The sequence below is a fragment of the Mariniflexile sp. genome, from assembly GCF_041583155.1.
GTDB lineage: Bacteria > Bacteroidota > Bacteroidia > Flavobacteriales > Flavobacteriaceae > Mariniflexile.
In genome coordinates, this window is the sequence record NZ_JBFHGK010000012.1 from 76573 (window position 1) to 96369 (window position 19797).

Genomic DNA, 19797 nt, shown 5'->3' on the forward strand with positions numbered 1-19797 from the left:
AATCTTGAAGAAAAAAACCTACACTCACTTATAAACGTTTTTTGATATGATAAAGAATTGTAGTTTAGTATATTTTTCAGCTACGAAAACAACAAAAAAAATTGTTGAGAAAATAGCCGATGGAATTAACTTAAAAAACACAGTGCATTTTGATATAACTACTGATTTAGATGAATTAAATTTTTTCAATCATTTTAACAATCAGTTAGTTATTATAGGTGTGCCCGTTAATGCTGGCAGAGTTTCTCCAGAAGCTGCAAAACGTTTAAAACAATTGAAAGGCAATGGTATACCAGCAATTTTGGTGGTATTATATGGAAATAGAGGCTATGACGATGCACTTATCGAATTGAAAGACATTGCTATTAACCAAGGTTTCAAACCTTTTGCCGCCGCTGCATTTATTGGAGAACATTCATTCTCGAACGATGAATATCCTATTGCCAAAGACCGCCCTGATTATCATGATTTAAAGAACGCTTATAATTTTGGTAGACAACTTCAGTTTAACATTAAAAACAATAAAATTCAAGGTAGAACGGTTACTGTACCGGGAAATCACCCTTATAAAGAGCGCCAAGCACTTCCTGAAAGCACACCCATAACCAATGAATACTTATGTACAGAATGTGAGATGTGCATTTCTGTTTGTCCCACAGGATCCATAGCATTAAAAGACAAAATAACAACAGATAGTACTACCTGTATCTTATGTTTTGCTTGTGTTAAAGAATGTTCTAACAATGCTCGGACAAATGAAAGCGATTTTGTTCAAACAATACGTGAACGCACGTTTAACAGCACTTTATTACGAAGAGAACCCGAGCTTTTTCTTAATTAATAGAAAAGGTTAACAGCCATAACCCATAAAACTATACCGTAAACAAACACTATTTCTACTAAAAGATTATTTTATTGTTTTGGATATTGTCTCCTGATATTACGAATAAGTTCTTCCAAACCATTTAATTTAAGTTCATAAACCTGTTTAAGCATGTCGCCCAACTTACCCTTAGGAAACCCTTTTTGGTGATACCAAACAATGTAATACTCGGGTAAATCTATAAGGTAGCGATCTTTATACTTACCAAATGGCATTTTGGTATGTGCTAAATCTATTAAAAATTGTTGGTCTGGCAGCACTTAATTTACCTCAACTATGGCTAAATCATTATACTTTACGATGTAAACAGCATCGTTATAGTAACCACCTGAGAGTTTCTTTTTGTAAGCAAACTTATTTTCCACATACTCCGTTAGTGGTGCATTTTTAACTGATAAAAATAAATCTTTAGAAGTTGCTAAACGCAATACCACATCCATGGTTAAATCAAATCCTTTTACAGCACGTTTACTTGGTATGGTATTAAATGTTTTTGAATAGTTCTTAACAAAAATATGATCATTAACATCATCAAACGATTTGGTTGTTGAGGCAAAATGAAATTGTAGTTTTGATAAATGCTCGTTTGAAACTTGATCACCTTCAAAAGCTGAATTAAAATTAGTCGTTACCAACATAATATCAAAAGTTGCTGAATTACTTAAAGTTGCTAAAATACTAGTAACGTTAGATGCAAATCCTTCACTTTGAGTTTCTAAAAACACGATATTTTTTCCAGGTTTTAAAGCTACTTTAATATCTTCATTGTAAACAAAATTTAAATCGCCTCCATTTTTACCCTTCCTCGAAAATACGGATCTAGCATTAGGGAATATTTGTTTCAATTCGCTTGCAATAGCGCCATTTTTAGCATCAGAAATTATAATAATGTTATGTGGTTCCTTATCCGATTTCACATAATTGATAAGTTTACCTTTAAGTAAATCGTCCGAAGGTCTAGACTGAAAAACATTGTTGTGTAGAGCCACATTCGTACCTATAGGGGAAACCACAGGAACATTATAAGGCAACAATCCTAAGGCAACTTTATCAAACGTTTCTGGTGTTAAAGGTCCGATAACGGCATCCACATTTTTTAAATTTGAATTTTCAATTATTCTAGACACTTCACTAACCTGGTAATTTGTATCATAAACATCCACTTTAAGTGATAGTCCTAAAGATTTTAAAGAATCAATAGCTGTTAAAACCCCTGTATAGAAATCCAACGACGCATCTAAATACGGATCTTTTTTAATACTGCCTTTTATATTCGCTATAGAATCAAAATTAATGCGATTTAATCGAAACGGTAACATCACAGCGATGTGTTTTGTGTCGTAATTTTTAATGCGATCACCTAAATTAGTTTTACTAAGCGTAATGCTGCTACCTTCTGAAATTTTATTAGAATAAGGAATTTTCAAAATCATCCCATCCTTTAAACCAGAATCTTTTAGTTCCGGATTCAAGGCTTCCAATTCGGCTTGCTCCAAACCAAGTTTAACTTTTAAACGGTAAAAACCTTCCTTAGGCAGTACGTGATAGTAGCTGTATTTCTCATCAAATTGTTTTACAGCTTCACCCGTAATATTTGGAACTTTTATTTGCTGACCATCTTGTAACGAATCTCCCATCTCAGGATTTAGAGCTTCTAACTCCGGAACCGTAATACCAAACTTATAAGCAATTCGCCACTTGCCTTCTTTAGGAAGAACTGTATAGGTTTTTGTAGTTGCTACGGGTTCTTTTTTAGTTATTTTGAAAATAGGGATTTGAAGTCTGTCACCCTTTTGTAATGTATTGGCATATAAAAAACTGTTATGCTTTTTTAAATCATCTTCAGTAATATCATATTTTTTTGAAATACTGTAAATGGTTTCTTTTCTACTAGTTTTATGTTCTTTAAATCCCGTTAACTCCTTAATATACGTAACCTCTGTATTTTTTGCTTTAGAAATAGGTATTATTAAAATGGTATTGGCTTTTAATTCCTTTTTGGCATCCGGATTTAAATCGTAAATATCAGAAATGGTTACGCCGTAATGTGTAGAAATACCATGAATGGTCTCCCCTTTTTTAACTTGATGTGTACTAAAGTTTTGCGCCTTTAAAGCATTAACATTGAACATTAATACTAGACATATTGCAGAAAAGAATTTAATCATGTAAATCTATTTTTTTAATTGCATTTAGGGTTAATAGTCCGTTTCATTTTTTACATGCACATAACATGCCAAAAATAAAAACTAAAAGTCATCTTAATTTTAAATGAACATAATTATATACGTTTAAATTGCATAATTAAGATGACTTGAAACTATAAATATACCTTCTAAAATGTGAGGTTTAAAACTTATAACACCTCGAATATTACTTTAAAACAGGTAATTATTCCCATTCAATAGTTGCAGGTGGTTTTGAGCTGATGTCGTAAACAACTCTATTCACACCTTTTACTTTATTAATAATATCGTTTGATGTTTTTTGAAGGAACTCGTATGGCAAATTCACCCAATCTGCCGTCATACCATCGGTACTTTCAACTGCTCGTAATGCAACACATTTTTCATAAGTACGCTCATCACCCATTACACCAACGCTATTAACTGGTAATAACATGGCACCTGCTTGCCAAACTTTATCGTATAAACCCCATTCTTTCAAACCATTGATAAAAATAGCATCCACTTCTTGAAGAATGCGCACTTTTTCGGCTGTAATATCGCCTAAAATACGAATACCTAACCCTGGACCAGGGAATGGATGACGCCCTAATAATTCAGGATCAATACCTAAAGTGGCACCTACACGTCTTACCTCATCTTTAAAAATAGCGCGAAGAGGTTCTACTATTTTAAGTTTCATAAAATCTGGTAAGCCCCCTACGTTGTGATGACTTTTTATAGTTGCAGAAGGACCACCTGTTGCTGAAACACTTTCAATAACATCTGGATAAATAGTTCCTTGTGCTAACCATTTTACATCGGTAAGCTTATGAGCTTCATCATCAAAAACCTCTATAAAAGAATTTCCAATCGCTTTTCGTTTAAGTTCCGGATCTTCCAATCCTTTTAAGGCTTCTAAAAACCTTTCGGAAGCATCTACACCTTTTACATTAAGTCCCATACCTTCGTACTGACTTAACACACTTTGAAATTCGTTTTTACGAAGCAAGCCGTTATTAACAAAAATACAATATAAATTTTTGCCTATAGCTTTATTTAAAAGTACAGCGGCCACAGTAGAATCTACTCCACCAGATAAGCCTAATACGACTTTATCATTACCTACTTTTTCCTGAATAGCCGCTACGGTTTCTTCAACAAAAGAATCGGGCGTCCAATCTTGATGAACACCAGCAATGCTTACCAAAAAATTTTGTAATAATTGTTTACCATCTGTTGAATGATATACCTCTGGGTGAAATTGAATGGCATAAGTTTCCTCTCCATCAATTCTATAAGCTGCGTTTTCTACATCATGCGTACTCGCAATTAGAACTCCATTTGTAGGCAATTCTTTAATAGTATCACTATGACTCATCCATACTTGGCTACCCGTATGAATATGTGCAAAAAATGGTTCGTTGCTTTTTATAAAAGACAAATTAGCACGACCATATTCTCTAGTATTAGAAGGCGCTACATTACCACCAGAAAAATGAGCTAAATATTGCGCACCATAACAAACTGCTAAAAGTGGTTTTTTAGATCTAATATTTGATAAATCTGGATGTAACGCATCCTCACCTCTTACAGAATTTGGGCTACCAGACAATATCACTGCCTTATAACTTTCAATATCGGTTGGGATTTTGTTAAATGGATGTATTTCGGAGTAAATGTTGAGTTCTCGAACTCTACGAGCAATAAGCTGTGTATATTGCGATCCGAAGTCTAGAATAAGTACTTTATCATGTTGCATGCGCAAAAATAGCAAGGTTTTTAGAATTACGATTTATGATTTATGATTTTTTTTGAAATTTTAAATCATGGTATCTAAAATCATTTGAATGTCATTTTCTGTGGTATCTGGATTAATAAAACAAAAACGAGAAACCGTTTCAAAACCAGCACCTACTTTCCATTTGGTAGGTGTTACCAAAGCAAATCCTTTTTTATGGTTTTCATAGGTCCAATGTGTATAATCTTCAGGCTTCCATCCTATTCTTCTATATAAAACACAGGATAAACTAGGCTCTCTAACTAACTCTACATGAGGCATTTTTTCAATTAATTTTCCAGCTATTTGCGCTAACTCAAGTCCACGCTCCACAGCTTGTTTATACCTATCAACACCATGCATGGCTAATGAAAACCACAAAGGTAAGCCGCGTACACGACGCGTTAGTTGTATTTGGTAATCACTTGGGTTAAAACCAACAGCACCTTCATCTTTAAAAATATCTAAATACGATCCTTCTTGCGAATGAGCTTGCTTTGCTAATTCAGGATTTTTATAGATAACAGCACCACAATCATAGGGAGCAAACATCCATTTATGAGGGTCTATAGTAATACTATCTGCAGTTTCAATACCGTTAAATAAATGTCTTACTGAATCGGCTACCAAAGCACCTCCTCCATAGGCGGCATCTATATGAAACCAAAGGTTTTCCGTTTTACAGATAGTTCCAATACCAGATAAATCGTCAATAATTCCAGCATTAGTAGTACCTCCTGTTGCCACAACGGCAAACAAGCGTTCACGCTGAAGTGGCGTTAAATTATCAATCGTTTTTTGTAATTCCGAACCTTCCAGTTTATCTTCCGTATCTACCAGCAATACATCAATATCGGCCACTTTTGCCATGGCTTTAATAGACGAATGTGCACCTATAGATGTTATTATAAGTCCTTTCTTACCCTTATTTTCATCATTAATACTTCTCCAATACTCTCTAGCCGTAACTATGGCCGAAAGATTTGCTGCCGTGCCTCCACTAGTGAACACACCAAAAGCACCTTCTGGTAAACCCGTTAGAGACACCATCCAACGCATGGCTTCGTTTTCACAAAAAATGCCCCCAGCACCTTCCATCCAATAAGCACCATGAATACTTGACGCCGAAGTTACCAAATCGAACATAATGGCTGCTCTGGTTGGTGATGCTGGCACGAATGCTAAGTTTCTAGGATGATCTAATGGCACATTGGCGTGCATTAAATGTTTTTTCCATAAATTGAAAGCTACCTCGCCTCCTATTCCTTTTGAAGTTATGGTTTCCCCAACTATCGCTTTTAAAGCTTCTTCTTTTTGTGGTTTACCTATTTTGTTTGTTGTTGATGAAATTCTATCAATGGTATATTTCATGACATCTAAGGTCATTTCTACCAATTCAATATCGATTTTATGCATTTTTAATTATATGGTTAGTAGTGTAAATTCTTGTTGTAGTGGATTTAAATTTTGTATTAAGCTTGGAATTAATTGTGGACCGTACTCTAAATAAAATTCCGAAAAATTAGTATTTCGTTCTTGTAGGCTTCCATTAGGAAATAATTCATTTTGAAGTTCTATCATTCTAGCAACCTGATCTGATAGTTTTCTTTTTTGCGCTTTAAGCAATCGTTTTTCTAAGGCTTCTAATCCTTTTATTTGTTTTACCTCTTGGGCTTTTACAGCACCTAGAAATGATTTATCAGTTTGTTCTGCAAGCTCATATAAGGCCGTGAATTGAGCTTTTAATGCGTTTATTTGTTCTGAAAAATCAATATCAATGTTTGATATTTCTCGCACCTTTTTATTAATAAAACTATTGCGCTTTAAAAACATATCTTCATTAGAAATGTTTAAATTTTGAAGTTTTTTTAATTGACTTTCTGTTCGAATTAGAACTGAGTTACGCAACAATAATATAGGAAACGGAACATTTACTGAATTGAAAAGTTGTTTCAATTCAAACCAATAAGCCAACTCGCCACCACCGCCAATATAACATAAATTAGGTAAAATAACTTCCTGATATAAGGGGCGCATAATCACATTCGGTGAAAACCGTTCTGGATGACTATTAAGATGTTCTAACAAATCGGTCTTGGTCCAAGCCAAACTGGTATTGTTCACTTTGTAAACTTCATCTTCAAAAATAAGGCGTTCCCTTAAGTCTTTATCGATATAAAACAAATTGATTTCCCTAGGGTTTACCTGTATACCATAAGGCTGATTTGGTAAATTATTGATTTGTTCGTTAGTATCCGATACGTTTTTGTAAGCTGTTTGATTAAGAATTTCCGCTTCCATGAACGGAATAAACAACTTTTTTAATTCTGCACAATTCGCATCAATTATAACTAATCCATAATCTTTAAACAATTGATTTGCTAAAAAGCGGGTTGCATCGGCTAAGTTGCTATGCTTTAAATAGGCTTCTTCAAAAAGTGATTTTATATATTCAGCATTCTTAGTGCTTCCTAGTTCTAGAGAGAAAAGTTTAAAAACAGCTTCTAACCCTTCTGTAGATAATTCTCCAACAGCACCACTAGCAGTTTTATTCCAATGTACTTTTTTGCCTTTAAAGTTAAAAAAGTTTATTTCTTCAAAATCATGATCTTCCGTGGCCATCCAATAAATTGGCACAAAATTATATTCGGGATAAGCTTGTTTTAATTCTTTTGAAAGATTTATTGTTGAGACTATTTTATATAAAAAGTATAAGGGACCCGTAAATAAGTTTAGTTGATGCCCCGTAGTAATAGTAAAAGTATTTTCTGCTTTTAAACTTTTTAAATTTTCTAAAGTAGCTTTTGAGGATTCAATGTTTTGGTATTGCTTCTCTAAACTTTCAACCAAAACCACTCTAGATTGCTCCTTAAATGATTCTTGCTTCTCTATAATTTGTGCTTTAAAATTTTCAAGTTTTGGAAATCGATTATAGAAGGGTTTCAATTCTGGTTTTTCATCTAAATAATCACAAATAAGTGAAGAAAAATATCCTGTTTTTTTAAATGAAATACAATCGTCTGGCATATCTAGAATAAAATTTAAACCGTAAAGATACAGTTATTCTAATTTTTGAAATCTAAAAAATAAGTTAAGAATTAATTCATCCCAATAAAACCCAGCAATTAGAAACCCTTTGTAAGGTTTATCCTTTTTTTATTATCGATTAATATTAAAATGACATTTAAAAACTAAATACCTGTTTTGATTAACACAACAGTAACATTTTTTACGTTACCATAACCCTAAATTAATTTAACCACAGTATTGAGTTAACAAACTTACTAACCAGTAATAATAACTTTGGCTTCAAATAAAACAACCAAAAAATTATTAAACTATGAACAAATTTCTAAAACTATTTTTATTTCTTTTTATGTTTACCTCCACTAGTGTGGTGTTAATTAGCTGTGAAGGTGAAGATGGTATTAATGGTATTGACGGACAAGATGGAGCCGATGGACAAGATTATACTCCAGCCGAATTTCCTCCATTAACCGCTTCGATAACTCCCAACTTATTAAAAGTTAGTCCTGAGTTTTCTTCAATTGTTGTAACACCTTTATTATCTTCTGAGGACCAAATAATAGGAACTCCTGATTTTGTATACGGATCAATGGCAGATGGTGCTGGTTTATTAGCTGAAAAAGATGGTACATTTACTTTAATAAATAATATTGAAGCAGATTATGCCATTGCTAGAATTAAATTGAATAAAGATTTAAAACCTATACATGGCGAGCATATTATTAATGCCTTTTCAACTGCCTTTACTGCGCAATGTTCTGGAACTTTAATTACCCCTGCTGAACATGGCTTTGGCCCATTATACCTTTCTGGAGGTGAATGGGGAGGTTCTTCAAAAGCTGTATTTGCTACAAACCCATACAAATCTGCTGACAATGCCGATTCTGCAATTACACTTCCTAAATTAGGACAATGGTCTACCGAAAACGCGGTACCTATTGGTAAAGATGCCTATCCAAACAAAACGGTTGTATTTATTGGTGATGACGAATCAAACAACTCGGTACCTTCAGGACAATTAGGTATGTACGTTGGTAGCCGTGGTAATTTTGATGATGGTAAACTTTACGGTTTAAAAGTATCATCTCTAGGTATCGATTTTGAAATGGACATGGTTGAAGGCACTGAATATGACGCTGAATTTGTTCAACTAAACGAAACTCAAATCGATTTGCTAGATGCCGAAGCCAAATCAAAAGGCGTTATGGGCTTCTCTAGATTAGAAGATATTGATTGGAGACGCGGTTCTGCAGCAAACCAAAGAGAAATTTATTTCTGTGTTACTGGTCGTATAAGCAGTGGTTTAATTGGCAAAGGTAGCGCCTTAGGAAGAGTTTATAAAGTGGTGTTAAACGAAACTGACCCTACTGGACCTGCTAAAATTACTTGTGTATTGGATGGTGATAAAGTTGGTGGAAAAGCTGATGGTTTCCACTCTCCTGATAATATTTTGGTTACTGAGAACTATGCATATATCCAAGAAGATCCAAATGGATATGCTTCTACAAATTCTGCAATTTCTGGATATGCTAAGGTGTACCAATACAATTTAACCACAGGTGCATTAAAAACTGTATTAGAGTGCGACCAAGATAGAGCTGCCACATTAGGTTATGGAACAACATCGAATATGTGGGAAATAACAGGGATGATTGACGTTACCGATGTGGTTAACAATGGTAACAATACATTTTTATTAATTACACAAAACCACGGTTGGGTACCTGCAGACGGTTCTTCTTTCACAGATCCTAAAGCAAATTCCGCAGATAATGCAACAAAAGAAGGCTCTATGCTATACGTAATAACTGGTTTAGACAGATAATATTAAAATGAACAACATCTTATTAATTATAAGAGCTAAGACATATACGTTTTGTATATGTCTTTTGCTTTTATCAGTCATTTCTTGCAAAACAGAAACACAAAGTACTGAAGCTATTTCAACAGATAAGCAAATAGAAAAATTCTACCTTTCAGAATTAAATCACTGTATAAATACTTTAGACTCTTTGTCATCATTAAATAATACTGAAGATAAAATAGCATGCTATAAAAAAGCAAGAAAACATTTTAAAACTATAGAACCTATTCTGGCATTTATTGATCAAAATAATTACAAATCTTTAAATGCCCCTAATATTTTACAGATTCAGGAAGAAGATGCTACGGATATAAAAATAAAAAAAGCCTTTGGATTTCAAGTCATTGAAGAATTACTACATGAGGGACCAAACTACATTGCTGAATTAGAAAACACCATTTCTATAACTAGTAGTAGACTAAAATTAGTTAAAGAAAACACTTATATTAATTTTAAAGATCATCATATTATTTGGTTATTAAGAAATCAAATAGTTAGGATTGCTACCACTGGCATTACGGGCTTTGATTCTCCCGTTTTAGCACAGTCTTTATTGGAAAGTCAGTATGCGTATCAGACACTTATTACAATACTTGATATCTATAAAGGCAAATTTAAATCCACAGAATTACACAAAGATTTATCAGGATTAATTTTATCTTCTATTCAACAATTAAATGATGATTTTGAAAGTTTTGATAGATACAACTTCATAAAGACAAGTACCGATCCGCAATTAAAACTTCTACTTAAAGTGCAAAAGGATTGGAATGTAGTATTTCCTTTTGAAATGGCACTTTCTAATACCATATCTTCACTTTTCGATTCGAAAGCATTAAATACATCCTACTTTACCGATTATAAAAGTGATACCACATTTTTAAAACAAAAAGAACTTTTAGGAAAAGCGTTATTTAACGATACCAGACTATCAAAAAACAATACTATGGCATGTGCTACTTGCCACATAAATTCATTGGCTTTTACAGATGGTAAAACCACCTTTAGCAACAAACAAACAAGAAACACACCTACACTAACCTACTCCGCTTATCAGCAATTATATTTTTTAGATGCAAGATCAGGGAGTTTGGAAGGTCAAATTGTTGGCGTTGCCAATAACCATGACGAATTTAATCTGCCAATGGATTCTATCGTTAAAAGAATAAAACAAGACAAATATTATGAACAAACTTTAAACGCATTATACAACAATAAACGAGACGATTTTAATGTAAGGCACGCTATTTCATCATATATAAGAACCTTAAATCTGTTTAACTCGAAATTTGATAATAACATTAACGGCAAAGAAAATTCATTAACCGATTCTGAAATTCGCGGATTTAATCTCTTTATGGGAAAAGCCGCTTGTGCCACATGTCATTTCCCTCCGGTATTTAACGGAACAGTGCCACCAAATTTTAATGATACAGAATTAGAAATAATAGGCGTACCGGAAACTGCGGCAAATAAACAATTAGATGATGATTTAGGTCGTTTTTACTTTTTCAATACAGAAGAGCGCAAAGGTGCTTTTAAAACTACAACAGTAAGAAACATTGAAAAAACTGCACCTTATATGCATAATGGTGTTTACCAAACTTTAGAGGAAGTAGTAGACTTTTACAATAAAGGTGGTGGAAACGGATTAGGATTTGAAATCACACACCAAACCCTACCCTTTGATGCTTTAAATCTAACAACACAGGAACAAACAGACATTATCAATTTCATGAAAACCCTTACAGACAATGATGTTTCTAATAAAGAAATATTATAAATATTTAAACAACAGCGATCTAGGCTAATTTTTTAAGTTAATTTTATGAATGAAGCGTTTTTTTATTCGTAACTTAAGGCTAACTAAACGATACGTTATCACTAAGTCATGAAAAATAAACGCTTTCTTCATTGCGTGTTTATTTGCCTACTATTTTTTAATGGCATACATACGCTTACTGCCCAAATAACGGCTGATTTTATTGAAATTAAAGGAATAATTATAGATGAAAATTCCAAGGACGTGCTCATTTTTGCTGATGTCGTCATTAAAAATTCCAATATTAGTACCATAACCAACTCTGATGGTGAGTTTGTTATAAAAGTTCCTGACTCCTTAGCGTCTCAAGATTTAGTTTTTTCGCATTTAGGTTATCAAAAAAAAGAATTGAAAATTTCAGAAATACCACGAAATTCTAAAATTACCTTAACTCCTTCTTTAACAGAATTAAATCCTATTGAAATTACTACATTTAAAAATGCTGAAACCCTATTGCGTGAAACTTTAAAAAATAAAAACAATGCATACCACAACGACAGTGCACTTTTAACTGCGTTTTATAGAGAAACTATTAAAAAAAGACGAAAAAATGCATCCCTTTCCGAGGCGGTAATACAAATCTATCAACAAGCTAACGGTAGTTTTAAAAATGATGCTATCGAGCTTATAAAGGCAAGAAAAAGTACCGATTATACTAAGTTAGACACCTTAGCTTTAAAGCTTCAAGGTGGTCCCTTTAGTAATTTGTACATGGATATTATAAAGTATCAAGAATACATCTTTACTAAAGAAAATTTACCCTACTATGAATTTAGTTTTGGTGAAACCACTAAAGTGAATAACAAATTAGCCTACGTCATTAACTTCAAACAACGTCCTAATATTAGTGAACCTTTGTATTATGGTAAACTTTATATAGATTCAGAAAGTTTAGCGCTTACAAATGCAGTTTTTAGCCTTAATGTTGAAAACAGGGAACTTGCAAGCGAAATGTACATTCGTAAAAAGCCTAGACAAGTAGATGTATATCCTACCGAGGCTACTTATCGGGTTAATTACCGAATACAAAATGGAAAATGGCAATATGCTTACAGCAACATTTTACTAACTTTCAAGGTAAACTGGAAAGGAAAGTTATTTAACAGTATTTACACTTTAAATAGTGAAATGGCTATAACCGATTGGCGTATTAACGATGCAAAATTTACTAGAAACAAAGGGAACACACTAAAACCATCAACTATTTTAGCAGATGAAACCTCTGGTTTTAAAGATCCGGCATTCTGGGGTGAATACAACATAATAGAACCAGAAAAATCGATAGAATCGGCTATTGAAAAAATTAAAAAGCAGTTAAAACGGACCTAAAATTATTTCCTTAAAATAATTAAAGAGCAATTAATTTTTAATTAATTTTACAATTAAATTTTTTTATTGTGATAGATTTTCTGCTTACCACCGATGCTATAATGGCATTATTAACTTTAACCTTTTTAGAAATAATTTTAGGTATCGATAATATTGTTTTTATATCGATTGCTGCCAGTAAACTTCCAGAACATCAGCAATCAAAAGCTACAACCATAGGTTTAGTATTGGCTATGGTACAGCGTATTGTTCTTTTGTTTTTCGTATCCTTTCTTATTGGTTTAAAAGAGCCATTTTACATTTTACAGCTATCTTGGTTACATATTGCTATAAGCTGGCAAGCCATTATTTTATTTGGAGGTGGCTTGTTTTTAATTTATAAAAGCACTTCGGAAATTCATGAAAAAGTAGAAACCCCTTCACATGATGAAGACGTAGTAAAAGCAAAAAAAATAAAAAGTTTATCTCATGCCATTGTGCAAATAATGCTTATTGATTTCATATTTTCAATAGACTCTATATTAACTGCTGTCGGTATGACCAACGGTTTACACCCAAATCACAATTATAACTTAATGTTAATGATTATTGCTGTAGTTATTTCCATAGTGGTAATGATAGGTTTTGCAAATCCAATTAGAAGATTTATTAATGAACACCCCAGTATGCAATTACTTGGCTTAGCCTTCTTAATATTAATTGGCTTTATGCTAATTACAGAATCGGCACATTTATCACAAACCAGTGTTTTTGGCAATGAAGTTGGAGCTATACCAAAGGGCTATTTGTACTTTGCAATTGCGTTTTCGCTATTTGTGGAATTTTTAAACTTTAGGGTTCAGAAGAATAAAAAAAGAAGCGTTAAAAGTTAATTTTAACGCTTCTTTTTATAAAAATTTTACAAGTTAGTAATTTCTGTTTCCTTTGAATATTCTGTACAAATAGTAAGCTATAAGCGCTAATAATACAATTATTATAATTCTAAAAATCATATAGAGGAATTATTAAAATAGTTTGGTTTGTCCTTTATCACCTAATTTATCGTCATCACCTTTGTCTTTTGACTTTTGTCCTGACGCTTCTCCGTCGTCATTACCATCATTTGCTTTATCATCATTAACATCTTCCTCATCCACAACCTCTAAATCATCGGCATGAACTTCTTCGGGAGCCTCAAATTTAAGCGGTTCTAATAAGTTAATTTGATTAACTTTATCTTTTGTAAGCTGATTACCCAAAGCATTGATTCCCTTAATTGCGATAAACTCTTCCAGGTTGATAACTAAATTATCTTTTCGGTCCTTACCTCGTTCTTTAGTAAACTCAATTTCAGCAATCGGAATCCAGTCTGTTGAAACAATTTCTAAATGTGATTTTTCATGGCTAGTAATAAAGCATTCTTCTTTGTTTTCATTTTCAATAAGAAAACGCTTCACAAAATATTTTTCTTTTTCACCATCAAAATAAATTGCAGAAATTGGCTTTTTAGGCTGCCATTTTTCCATCACAATCATATCACTGTCAAAGTGGGCAGTTACTTCAGGAATAATTGTTTTCGCTATACCTTTTTGGTTGATAATTAATATACGGTCTTCACCTCTAAATTCTCCTAAAAGTTCCCCTCTGCCATCAACATTTAAACGTTGTACTGTATCATCAAACCAAATTTTACGCGGTTTTAAGGTCGAAATACCTTTTTCTTTTAGCTCCACCTTTTTTACAGGGTACTTGGTTACCAAATTCCCTTTAGAGTTTCTACCTTTAATTAGTATATCTGCAAAATCTATATCCCATTTTAATTTTTTGATACTTCCTGCTTGTCGCAACAAAACTGTGACTACTTCAGCTTCTCCATTTGGATTTGCCGAAAAATATAAAACAGTAGACCCCTTGTTTCCATTGGTTAAATCGTATTCTTTGTCGCGAGTGATACTGGTAACGGCAAAGCGTTTAATATAGGAAGGACCACTTTTTCCATCACGATAAATCATGTTGTATATGGTTCTGTTATCCTTCTTATCAAAAACTTCAACTCTTATAATATCTTTGCCTATAAAAGTTTTTGCATCTACTTTAGTAATCATCATTTTCCCATCACGGGTAAACACGATGATATCATCTATATCACTACAATCGCAAACATACTCATCTTTCCTTAAAGACGTTCCTACAAAACCTTCTGCCCTATTTACGTATAATTTTGTGTTTCTAATTACCACCTTAGTTGCGTCCACATCATCAAAGGTGCGAATTTCGGTTTTACGTTCGCGCCCAGTACCGTAGTCTTTTTTTAATCTGGTAAAATAAGCAATAGCATAATCAATGAGGTTTGCTAAATGATGTTTGATTTCGGCAATTTGGTCCTCTAAAGCATCTATTTTTTGTTGCGCTTTGTCTATGTCAAATTTTGAAATACGCTTGATTCGGATTTCGGTTAAGCGCTCAATATCTTCAACCGTAATGGCACGTTTTAAATGTTCTATATGCGGTTTTAAACCTTTATCAATAGCAGAAATAACCCCTTCCCAAGTTTCTTCTTCTTCAATATCGCGATAAATTCTATTTTCGATAAAGATACGTTCTAAAGAAGCAAAATGCCATTGCTCTTCTAATTCATCCAGTTTAATCTCTAAATCACTTTTTAAAAGCTGAACAGTATTATCTGTAGAGCGACGCAACATTTCGGTTACACCAACAAAGAGCGGTTTATTATCTTCAATAACACATCCTAAAGGTGAAATGGACGATTCGCAACTGGTAAATGCATATAAGGCGTCTATTGTTTTGTCGGGTGACAAACCACTTGGCAGATGTACTAAAATTTCAACCTCGGCGGCGGTGTTATCTTCAATTTTCTTAATCTTTATTTTCCCTTTATCATTAGCCTTTAAAATAGAATCGATAAGAGAGCTTGTTGTTGTTCCAAATGGCAATTCGGTAATAACTAACGTGGTTTTGTCTAACTGCGAAATTTTGGCACGCACGCGAACCCGACCACCTCGCATCCCGTCGTTATAATTTGAAAAATCGGCAATACCAGCCGTTGGAAAATCGGGTAAAATAACAAACTTTTTACCTTGCAAGTGCTTTATGGATGCTTCAATAAGCTCAATAAAATTGTGAGGTAAAATTTTTGTAGAAAGTCCTACTGCAATACCTTCCCCTCCTTGCGCAAGTAGCAAGGGGAACATTACGGGTAAATTAACGGGTTCCTTTCTACGGCCATCATAACTAGCCTGCCATTCGGTTATTTTGGGGTTATAAACAACATCTAGAGCAAATTTGGATAAACGTGCTTCAATATAACGAGATGCCGCAGCACTGTCACCTGTTAAAATATTTCCCCAGTTTCCTTGGGTGTCAATTAATAAATCTTTCTGACCAATTTGTACCATAGCATCAGCAATACTGGCATCACCATGTGGATGGTATTGCATGGTATGTCCTACTATGTTTGCTACCTTATTATAACGCCCATCATCTAAATCCTTCATAGAATGCATAATACGGCGTTGTACGGGTTTAAATCCGTCTTCAATAGCAGGTACAGCACGTTCTAATATAACGTACGAAGCATAATCTAAAAACCATTCTTTATACATACCCGTAATACGGGTTATGGTTTCTTTTGGCTCGTCTTGACCGTTAATTAAATCGTTATCGTCTTCAATCATTAATTACTTATTATTTTTTTCAAGTCTTGCTAAAATAACTTGACCCTTTGGTTTGTTCTTCTTTAAATGTTCATTGCTTTTAGGCGTTACTAAATAGTCGTAGTTACGCTTTTTCTTCTTGTCTTTTCTGTACAACATAATGTCTTAATTTTGATCTTCTTTTATTAAATCTAATTCAACTTTCAAATTGTCAATAATAAATTCTTGTCTGGTTGGCGTATTTTTTCCCATGTAGAACTCTAGTAAACTTTCTATGGACATGTTTTCGTCTAACATTACAGGATCTAAACGAATGTTTTCACCTATAAAATGTTTAAACTCATCTGGCGAAATTTCACCAAGTCCTTTAAATCGAGTGATCTCTGGTTTTGGTTTTAGTTTTTCTATAGCAGCTACACGTTCTTCTTCGGAATAACAATAAATGGTTTCTTTTTTATTTCTAACACGGAAGAGTGGTGTTTGAAGAATGTATAAATGCCCTTCTTTTATTACTTCTGGGAAAAATTGTAGAAAGAATGTTATTAATAGTAAACGAATGTGCATACCATCCACATCGGCATCAGTAGCAATTACTACGTTGTTATAACGCAAATCTTCTAAAGATTCTTCAATGTTTAAGGCGGCTTGTAATAAGTTAAACTCTTCGTTTTCGTAAACAATTTTCTTGGTTAATCCATAACAGTTTAAAGGTTTTCCTTTTAAACTAAAAACAGCTTGTGTATTTACGTCGCGAGATTTGGTAATACTTCCAGAAGCGGAGTCTCCCTCTGTGATAAACAAAGTAGACTCTAAACTTCTATCGTTTTTAGTATCACCAAAATGCACACGGCAATCACGTAGTTTTTTATTGTGAAGACTGGCAGATTTTGCACGGTCTTTTGCTAATTTTCTAATACCAGACAGTTCTTTACGTTCGCGTTCGGCCTGCAAAATTTTACGCTGAATTTTATCGGCCGTTTCAGGGTTTTTATGTAAAAAGTTATCTAAATACGTTTTAAGAAAGTCGTTTATATAAGTCCTTACGGTTGGTAATTCTCCACCCATATCCGTAGAACCTAATTTTGTTTTTGTTTGACTCTCAAAAACGGGTTCCATAACTTTAATGGCCACGGCACAAACTACTGATTTTCTTACATCGGAAGCATCATAATTTTTCCCGTAAAATTCACGAATTGTTTTAACGAAAGCTTCTCTAAAAGCATTAAGATGGGTACCTCCTTGCGTTGTATTTTGTCCGTTTACAAAGGAATGATATTCTTCACTATACTGGGTTTTACTATGTGTAATCGCTACTTCAATATCATCACCTCGTAGATGGATAATTGGATAGGCCCGATCACTTTCATTGATGTTTTCAGATAATAAATCCTTTAGTCCATTCTCGCTAAAATACTTCTCTCCATTAAAAACAATCGTTAAACCTGGGTTTAAGTACACATAGTTTTTAAGCATTTTAACTATGTACTCATTTCGGAACTTATAATTTTTAAAAATCGTATCATCGGGAACGAAAGAAACTTTGGTTCCTTTTCGGCGCGTAGTATCATCTAATAATTCTTGGTTTATTAAATTACCCTTTTCAAATTCCGCAGAAGCTGATTTATTATCACGATTAGATTCTACTCTAAAAAAAGATGACAAGGCATTAACTGCTTTTGTACCAACCCCATTTAAACCTACCGATTTTTTGAATGCTTTGGAGTCGTACTTACCACCGGTATTCATTTTAGAAACCACATCCACCACCTTTCCTAAGGGAATACCACGACCATAATCGCGAACAATAACCTTATTCCCTTGTATGGAAATTTCTATGGTTTTACCAGCTCCCATAACATACTCATCAATGGAGTTGTCCAGAACCTCTTTAAGGAGAATGTAAATACCATCATCTGCAGAAGACCCATCACCTAATTTCCCAATATACATCCCTGGACGCATACGGATATGCTCTTTCCAGTCTAATGAACGTATATTATCTTCGGTATAATTGGTTAATTCTGCCATAGATTTGAGTAAGATTTCGTGATTGGACGCTAATATAATACAACCCTAGAAAAAAAGAAACTGTGATTACACAAAGTAATTAACAATATTATTTAATAAATAGAAGTCTTAATTTTTAGTCCCAAAAACAATCGCTATTTTTTTAAAGATTTAATACTAATTGCTCTTTTTTAAAGACACTAGCAAGATACCAAAAATAACTATTAAAGCACCAAACAACTGCAATAAAGTGAGGACTTCATTTAAAAAAATACCAGCTAAAATAATGGTTGATATTGGCCCGAAACCCGCAATAACTGCAAAATTTGAAGAATTAATACGATTAATGGACTCTGACACTAAAAAAGAAGGAATTACAGTTGCAAAAATAGCGATTAAAAAACCTAAAAAATACACTTCCCATTGAAACCCAAAAATATCAACTTTTGAAAAAATGCCAAAATGAATGAACACACAAAAACAGGAAACGATCATAACATAAGCTGTGAATTTAATAACTCCAAATTTTGGTATTAACCAACCACTACCCACGATATAAGTAGCGTAGGTAAGAGCGCACAATAAAATAAAAAAACCACCAATATAAGTATCACTACCAGAGATCACCACCTCACCCCAAAACGTTATTACAATACCCACATAGGTTAAAAAAATAGCAAAGGCCTGAGTTATATTAATAGGCTTTTTAAGAAACCATCTGTTAAAAAGTATAATAATAGTGGGATACAAAAATAAGATGATACGCTCCAAACTGGCCTTTATAAATTCCAAACCAACAAAGTCGAAATAACTTGCCAAATAATACCCCATAACACCAAAAAACAGCAACCAATAATAATCAGTTTTAACTACCTGGTCTAAATTTGGTTTTTTATAATATAATAGTGCAACCACTAAATAGAATGGTAATGAAAATATCATACGTAATAGTAAAAGGCTTAAGGCATCAACTTTATATTGATACGCTAATTTTGGATCAATCCTAAAAGTTGTGTGTGAATTAAAATAAGATTACGATTTTTGTAAAAAAAGAGCACCTTGGACAATTATCTAGACTTATTAAAACTTATTCTTCCAGAATTTTTGATTAACCATTTTGACTTAGTTAAGAACACAAAAAGCGGCGAGGTCATGCATCTCTATTTTGAAGAGCGAAATATAGCTCCTAAAGAAGAAGCCTCAAGAATACTTATTGCCCATGGCTTTCATAAAGAAGTAACCATTCAAGATTTTCCATTGCGCGGAA

General features: G+C 33.3%; 13 protein-coding genes. 5 read left to right on the top strand and 8 right to left on the bottom strand.

Annotated features, from left to right (window positions below; genetic code table 11):
• Positions 1–46: 46 nt before the first annotated feature.
• Positions 47–841 (top strand): 4Fe-4S binding protein, encoded by a 795-nt coding sequence (locus tag ABYI63_RS06520; RefSeq protein ID WP_372754676.1) that lies wholly within the window; start codon positions 47–49, stop codon positions 839–841.
• Between the two features lie 71 nt (positions 842–912).
• On the opposite strand, the gene ABYI63_RS06525 is transcribed toward ABYI63_RS06520, so the two are convergent.
• The 5 genes from ABYI63_RS06525 to bshC form a co-directional block, all read right to left on the bottom strand.
• Complete coding sequence (locus ABYI63_RS06525; protein ID WP_372754678.1) at positions 913–1143, bottom strand: DUF3820 family protein; 231 nt, start codon at positions 1141–1143, stop codon at positions 913–915.
• Positions 1144–3051 (bottom strand): LysM peptidoglycan-binding domain-containing protein, encoded by a 1908-nt coding sequence (locus ABYI63_RS06530; protein ID WP_372754680.1) that lies wholly within the window; start codon positions 3049–3051, stop codon positions 1144–1146. It abuts the gene before it with no gap.
• Positions 3052–3274: 223 nt separating this feature from the next.
• A complete protein-coding gene (guaA, locus tag ABYI63_RS06535; protein WP_372754682.1) occupies positions 3275–4810 on the bottom strand; it encodes a glutamine-hydrolyzing GMP synthase in 1536 nt (511 codons plus the stop codon).
• Positions 4811–4870: 60 nt separating this feature from the next.
• A complete protein-coding gene (locus ABYI63_RS06540; protein ID WP_372754684.1) occupies positions 4871–6244 on the bottom strand; it encodes an aspartate aminotransferase family protein in 1374 nt (457 codons plus the stop codon).
• A 6-nt stretch (positions 6245–6250) separates the two neighbouring features.
• Positions 6251–7855, bottom strand: a complete 1605-nt coding sequence (gene bshC, locus ABYI63_RS06545) for a bacillithiol biosynthesis cysteine-adding enzyme BshC (RefSeq protein WP_372754686.1) — start codon at positions 7853–7855, stop codon at positions 6251–6253.
• Between the two features lie 313 nt (positions 7856–8168).
• Here bshC and ABYI63_RS06550 point away from each other — a divergent pair, with 313 nt between their 5' ends.
• The 4 genes from ABYI63_RS06550 (at position 8169) to ABYI63_RS06565 (ending at position 13742) form a co-directional block, all read left to right on the top strand.
• Positions 8169–9680 (top strand): alkaline phosphatase PhoX, encoded by a 1512-nt coding sequence (locus tag ABYI63_RS06550; protein WP_372754688.1) that lies wholly within the window; start codon positions 8169–8171, stop codon positions 9678–9680.
• 7 nt (positions 9681–9687) lie between these two features.
• Positions 9688–11502: a cytochrome-c peroxidase gene (locus ABYI63_RS06555; RefSeq protein WP_372754690.1), complete on the top strand. Its 1815-nt coding sequence runs from the start codon at positions 9688–9690 to the stop codon at positions 11500–11502.
• Between the two features lie 108 nt (positions 11503–11610).
• Positions 11611–12870, top strand: a complete 1260-nt coding sequence (locus ABYI63_RS06560) for a carboxypeptidase-like regulatory domain-containing protein (RefSeq protein ID WP_372754692.1) — start codon at positions 11611–11613, stop codon at positions 12868–12870.
• 68 nt (positions 12871–12938) lie between these two features.
• Positions 12939–13742 (top strand): TerC family protein, encoded by an 804-nt coding sequence (locus ABYI63_RS06565; protein ID WP_372754694.1) that lies wholly within the window; start codon positions 12939–12941, stop codon positions 13740–13742.
• A 132-nt stretch (positions 13743–13874) separates the two neighbouring features.
• Here the strand turns inward: ABYI63_RS06565 and ABYI63_RS06570 are convergent, their stop codons facing one another.
• From ABYI63_RS06570 to ABYI63_RS06580, 3 genes are all read right to left on the bottom strand, one after another.
• The gene (locus tag ABYI63_RS06570; protein ID WP_372754696.1) at positions 13875–16544 is read right to left on the bottom strand and encodes a DNA gyrase/topoisomerase IV subunit A; all 2670 of its coding nucleotides are present in this window, start codon (positions 16542–16544) and stop codon (positions 13875–13877) included.
• 144 nt (positions 16545–16688) lie between these two features.
• Complete coding sequence (locus ABYI63_RS06575) at positions 16689–18551, bottom strand: DNA topoisomerase IV subunit B (protein WP_372754698.1); 1863 nt, start codon at positions 18549–18551, stop codon at positions 16689–16691.
• A 156-nt stretch (positions 18552–18707) separates the two neighbouring features.
• Positions 18708–19532, bottom strand: coding sequence for a DMT family transporter (locus ABYI63_RS06580; RefSeq protein WP_372754702.1), 825 nt, complete (start codon positions 19530–19532; stop codon positions 18708–18710).
• Positions 19533–19797 lie beyond the last annotated feature (265 nt).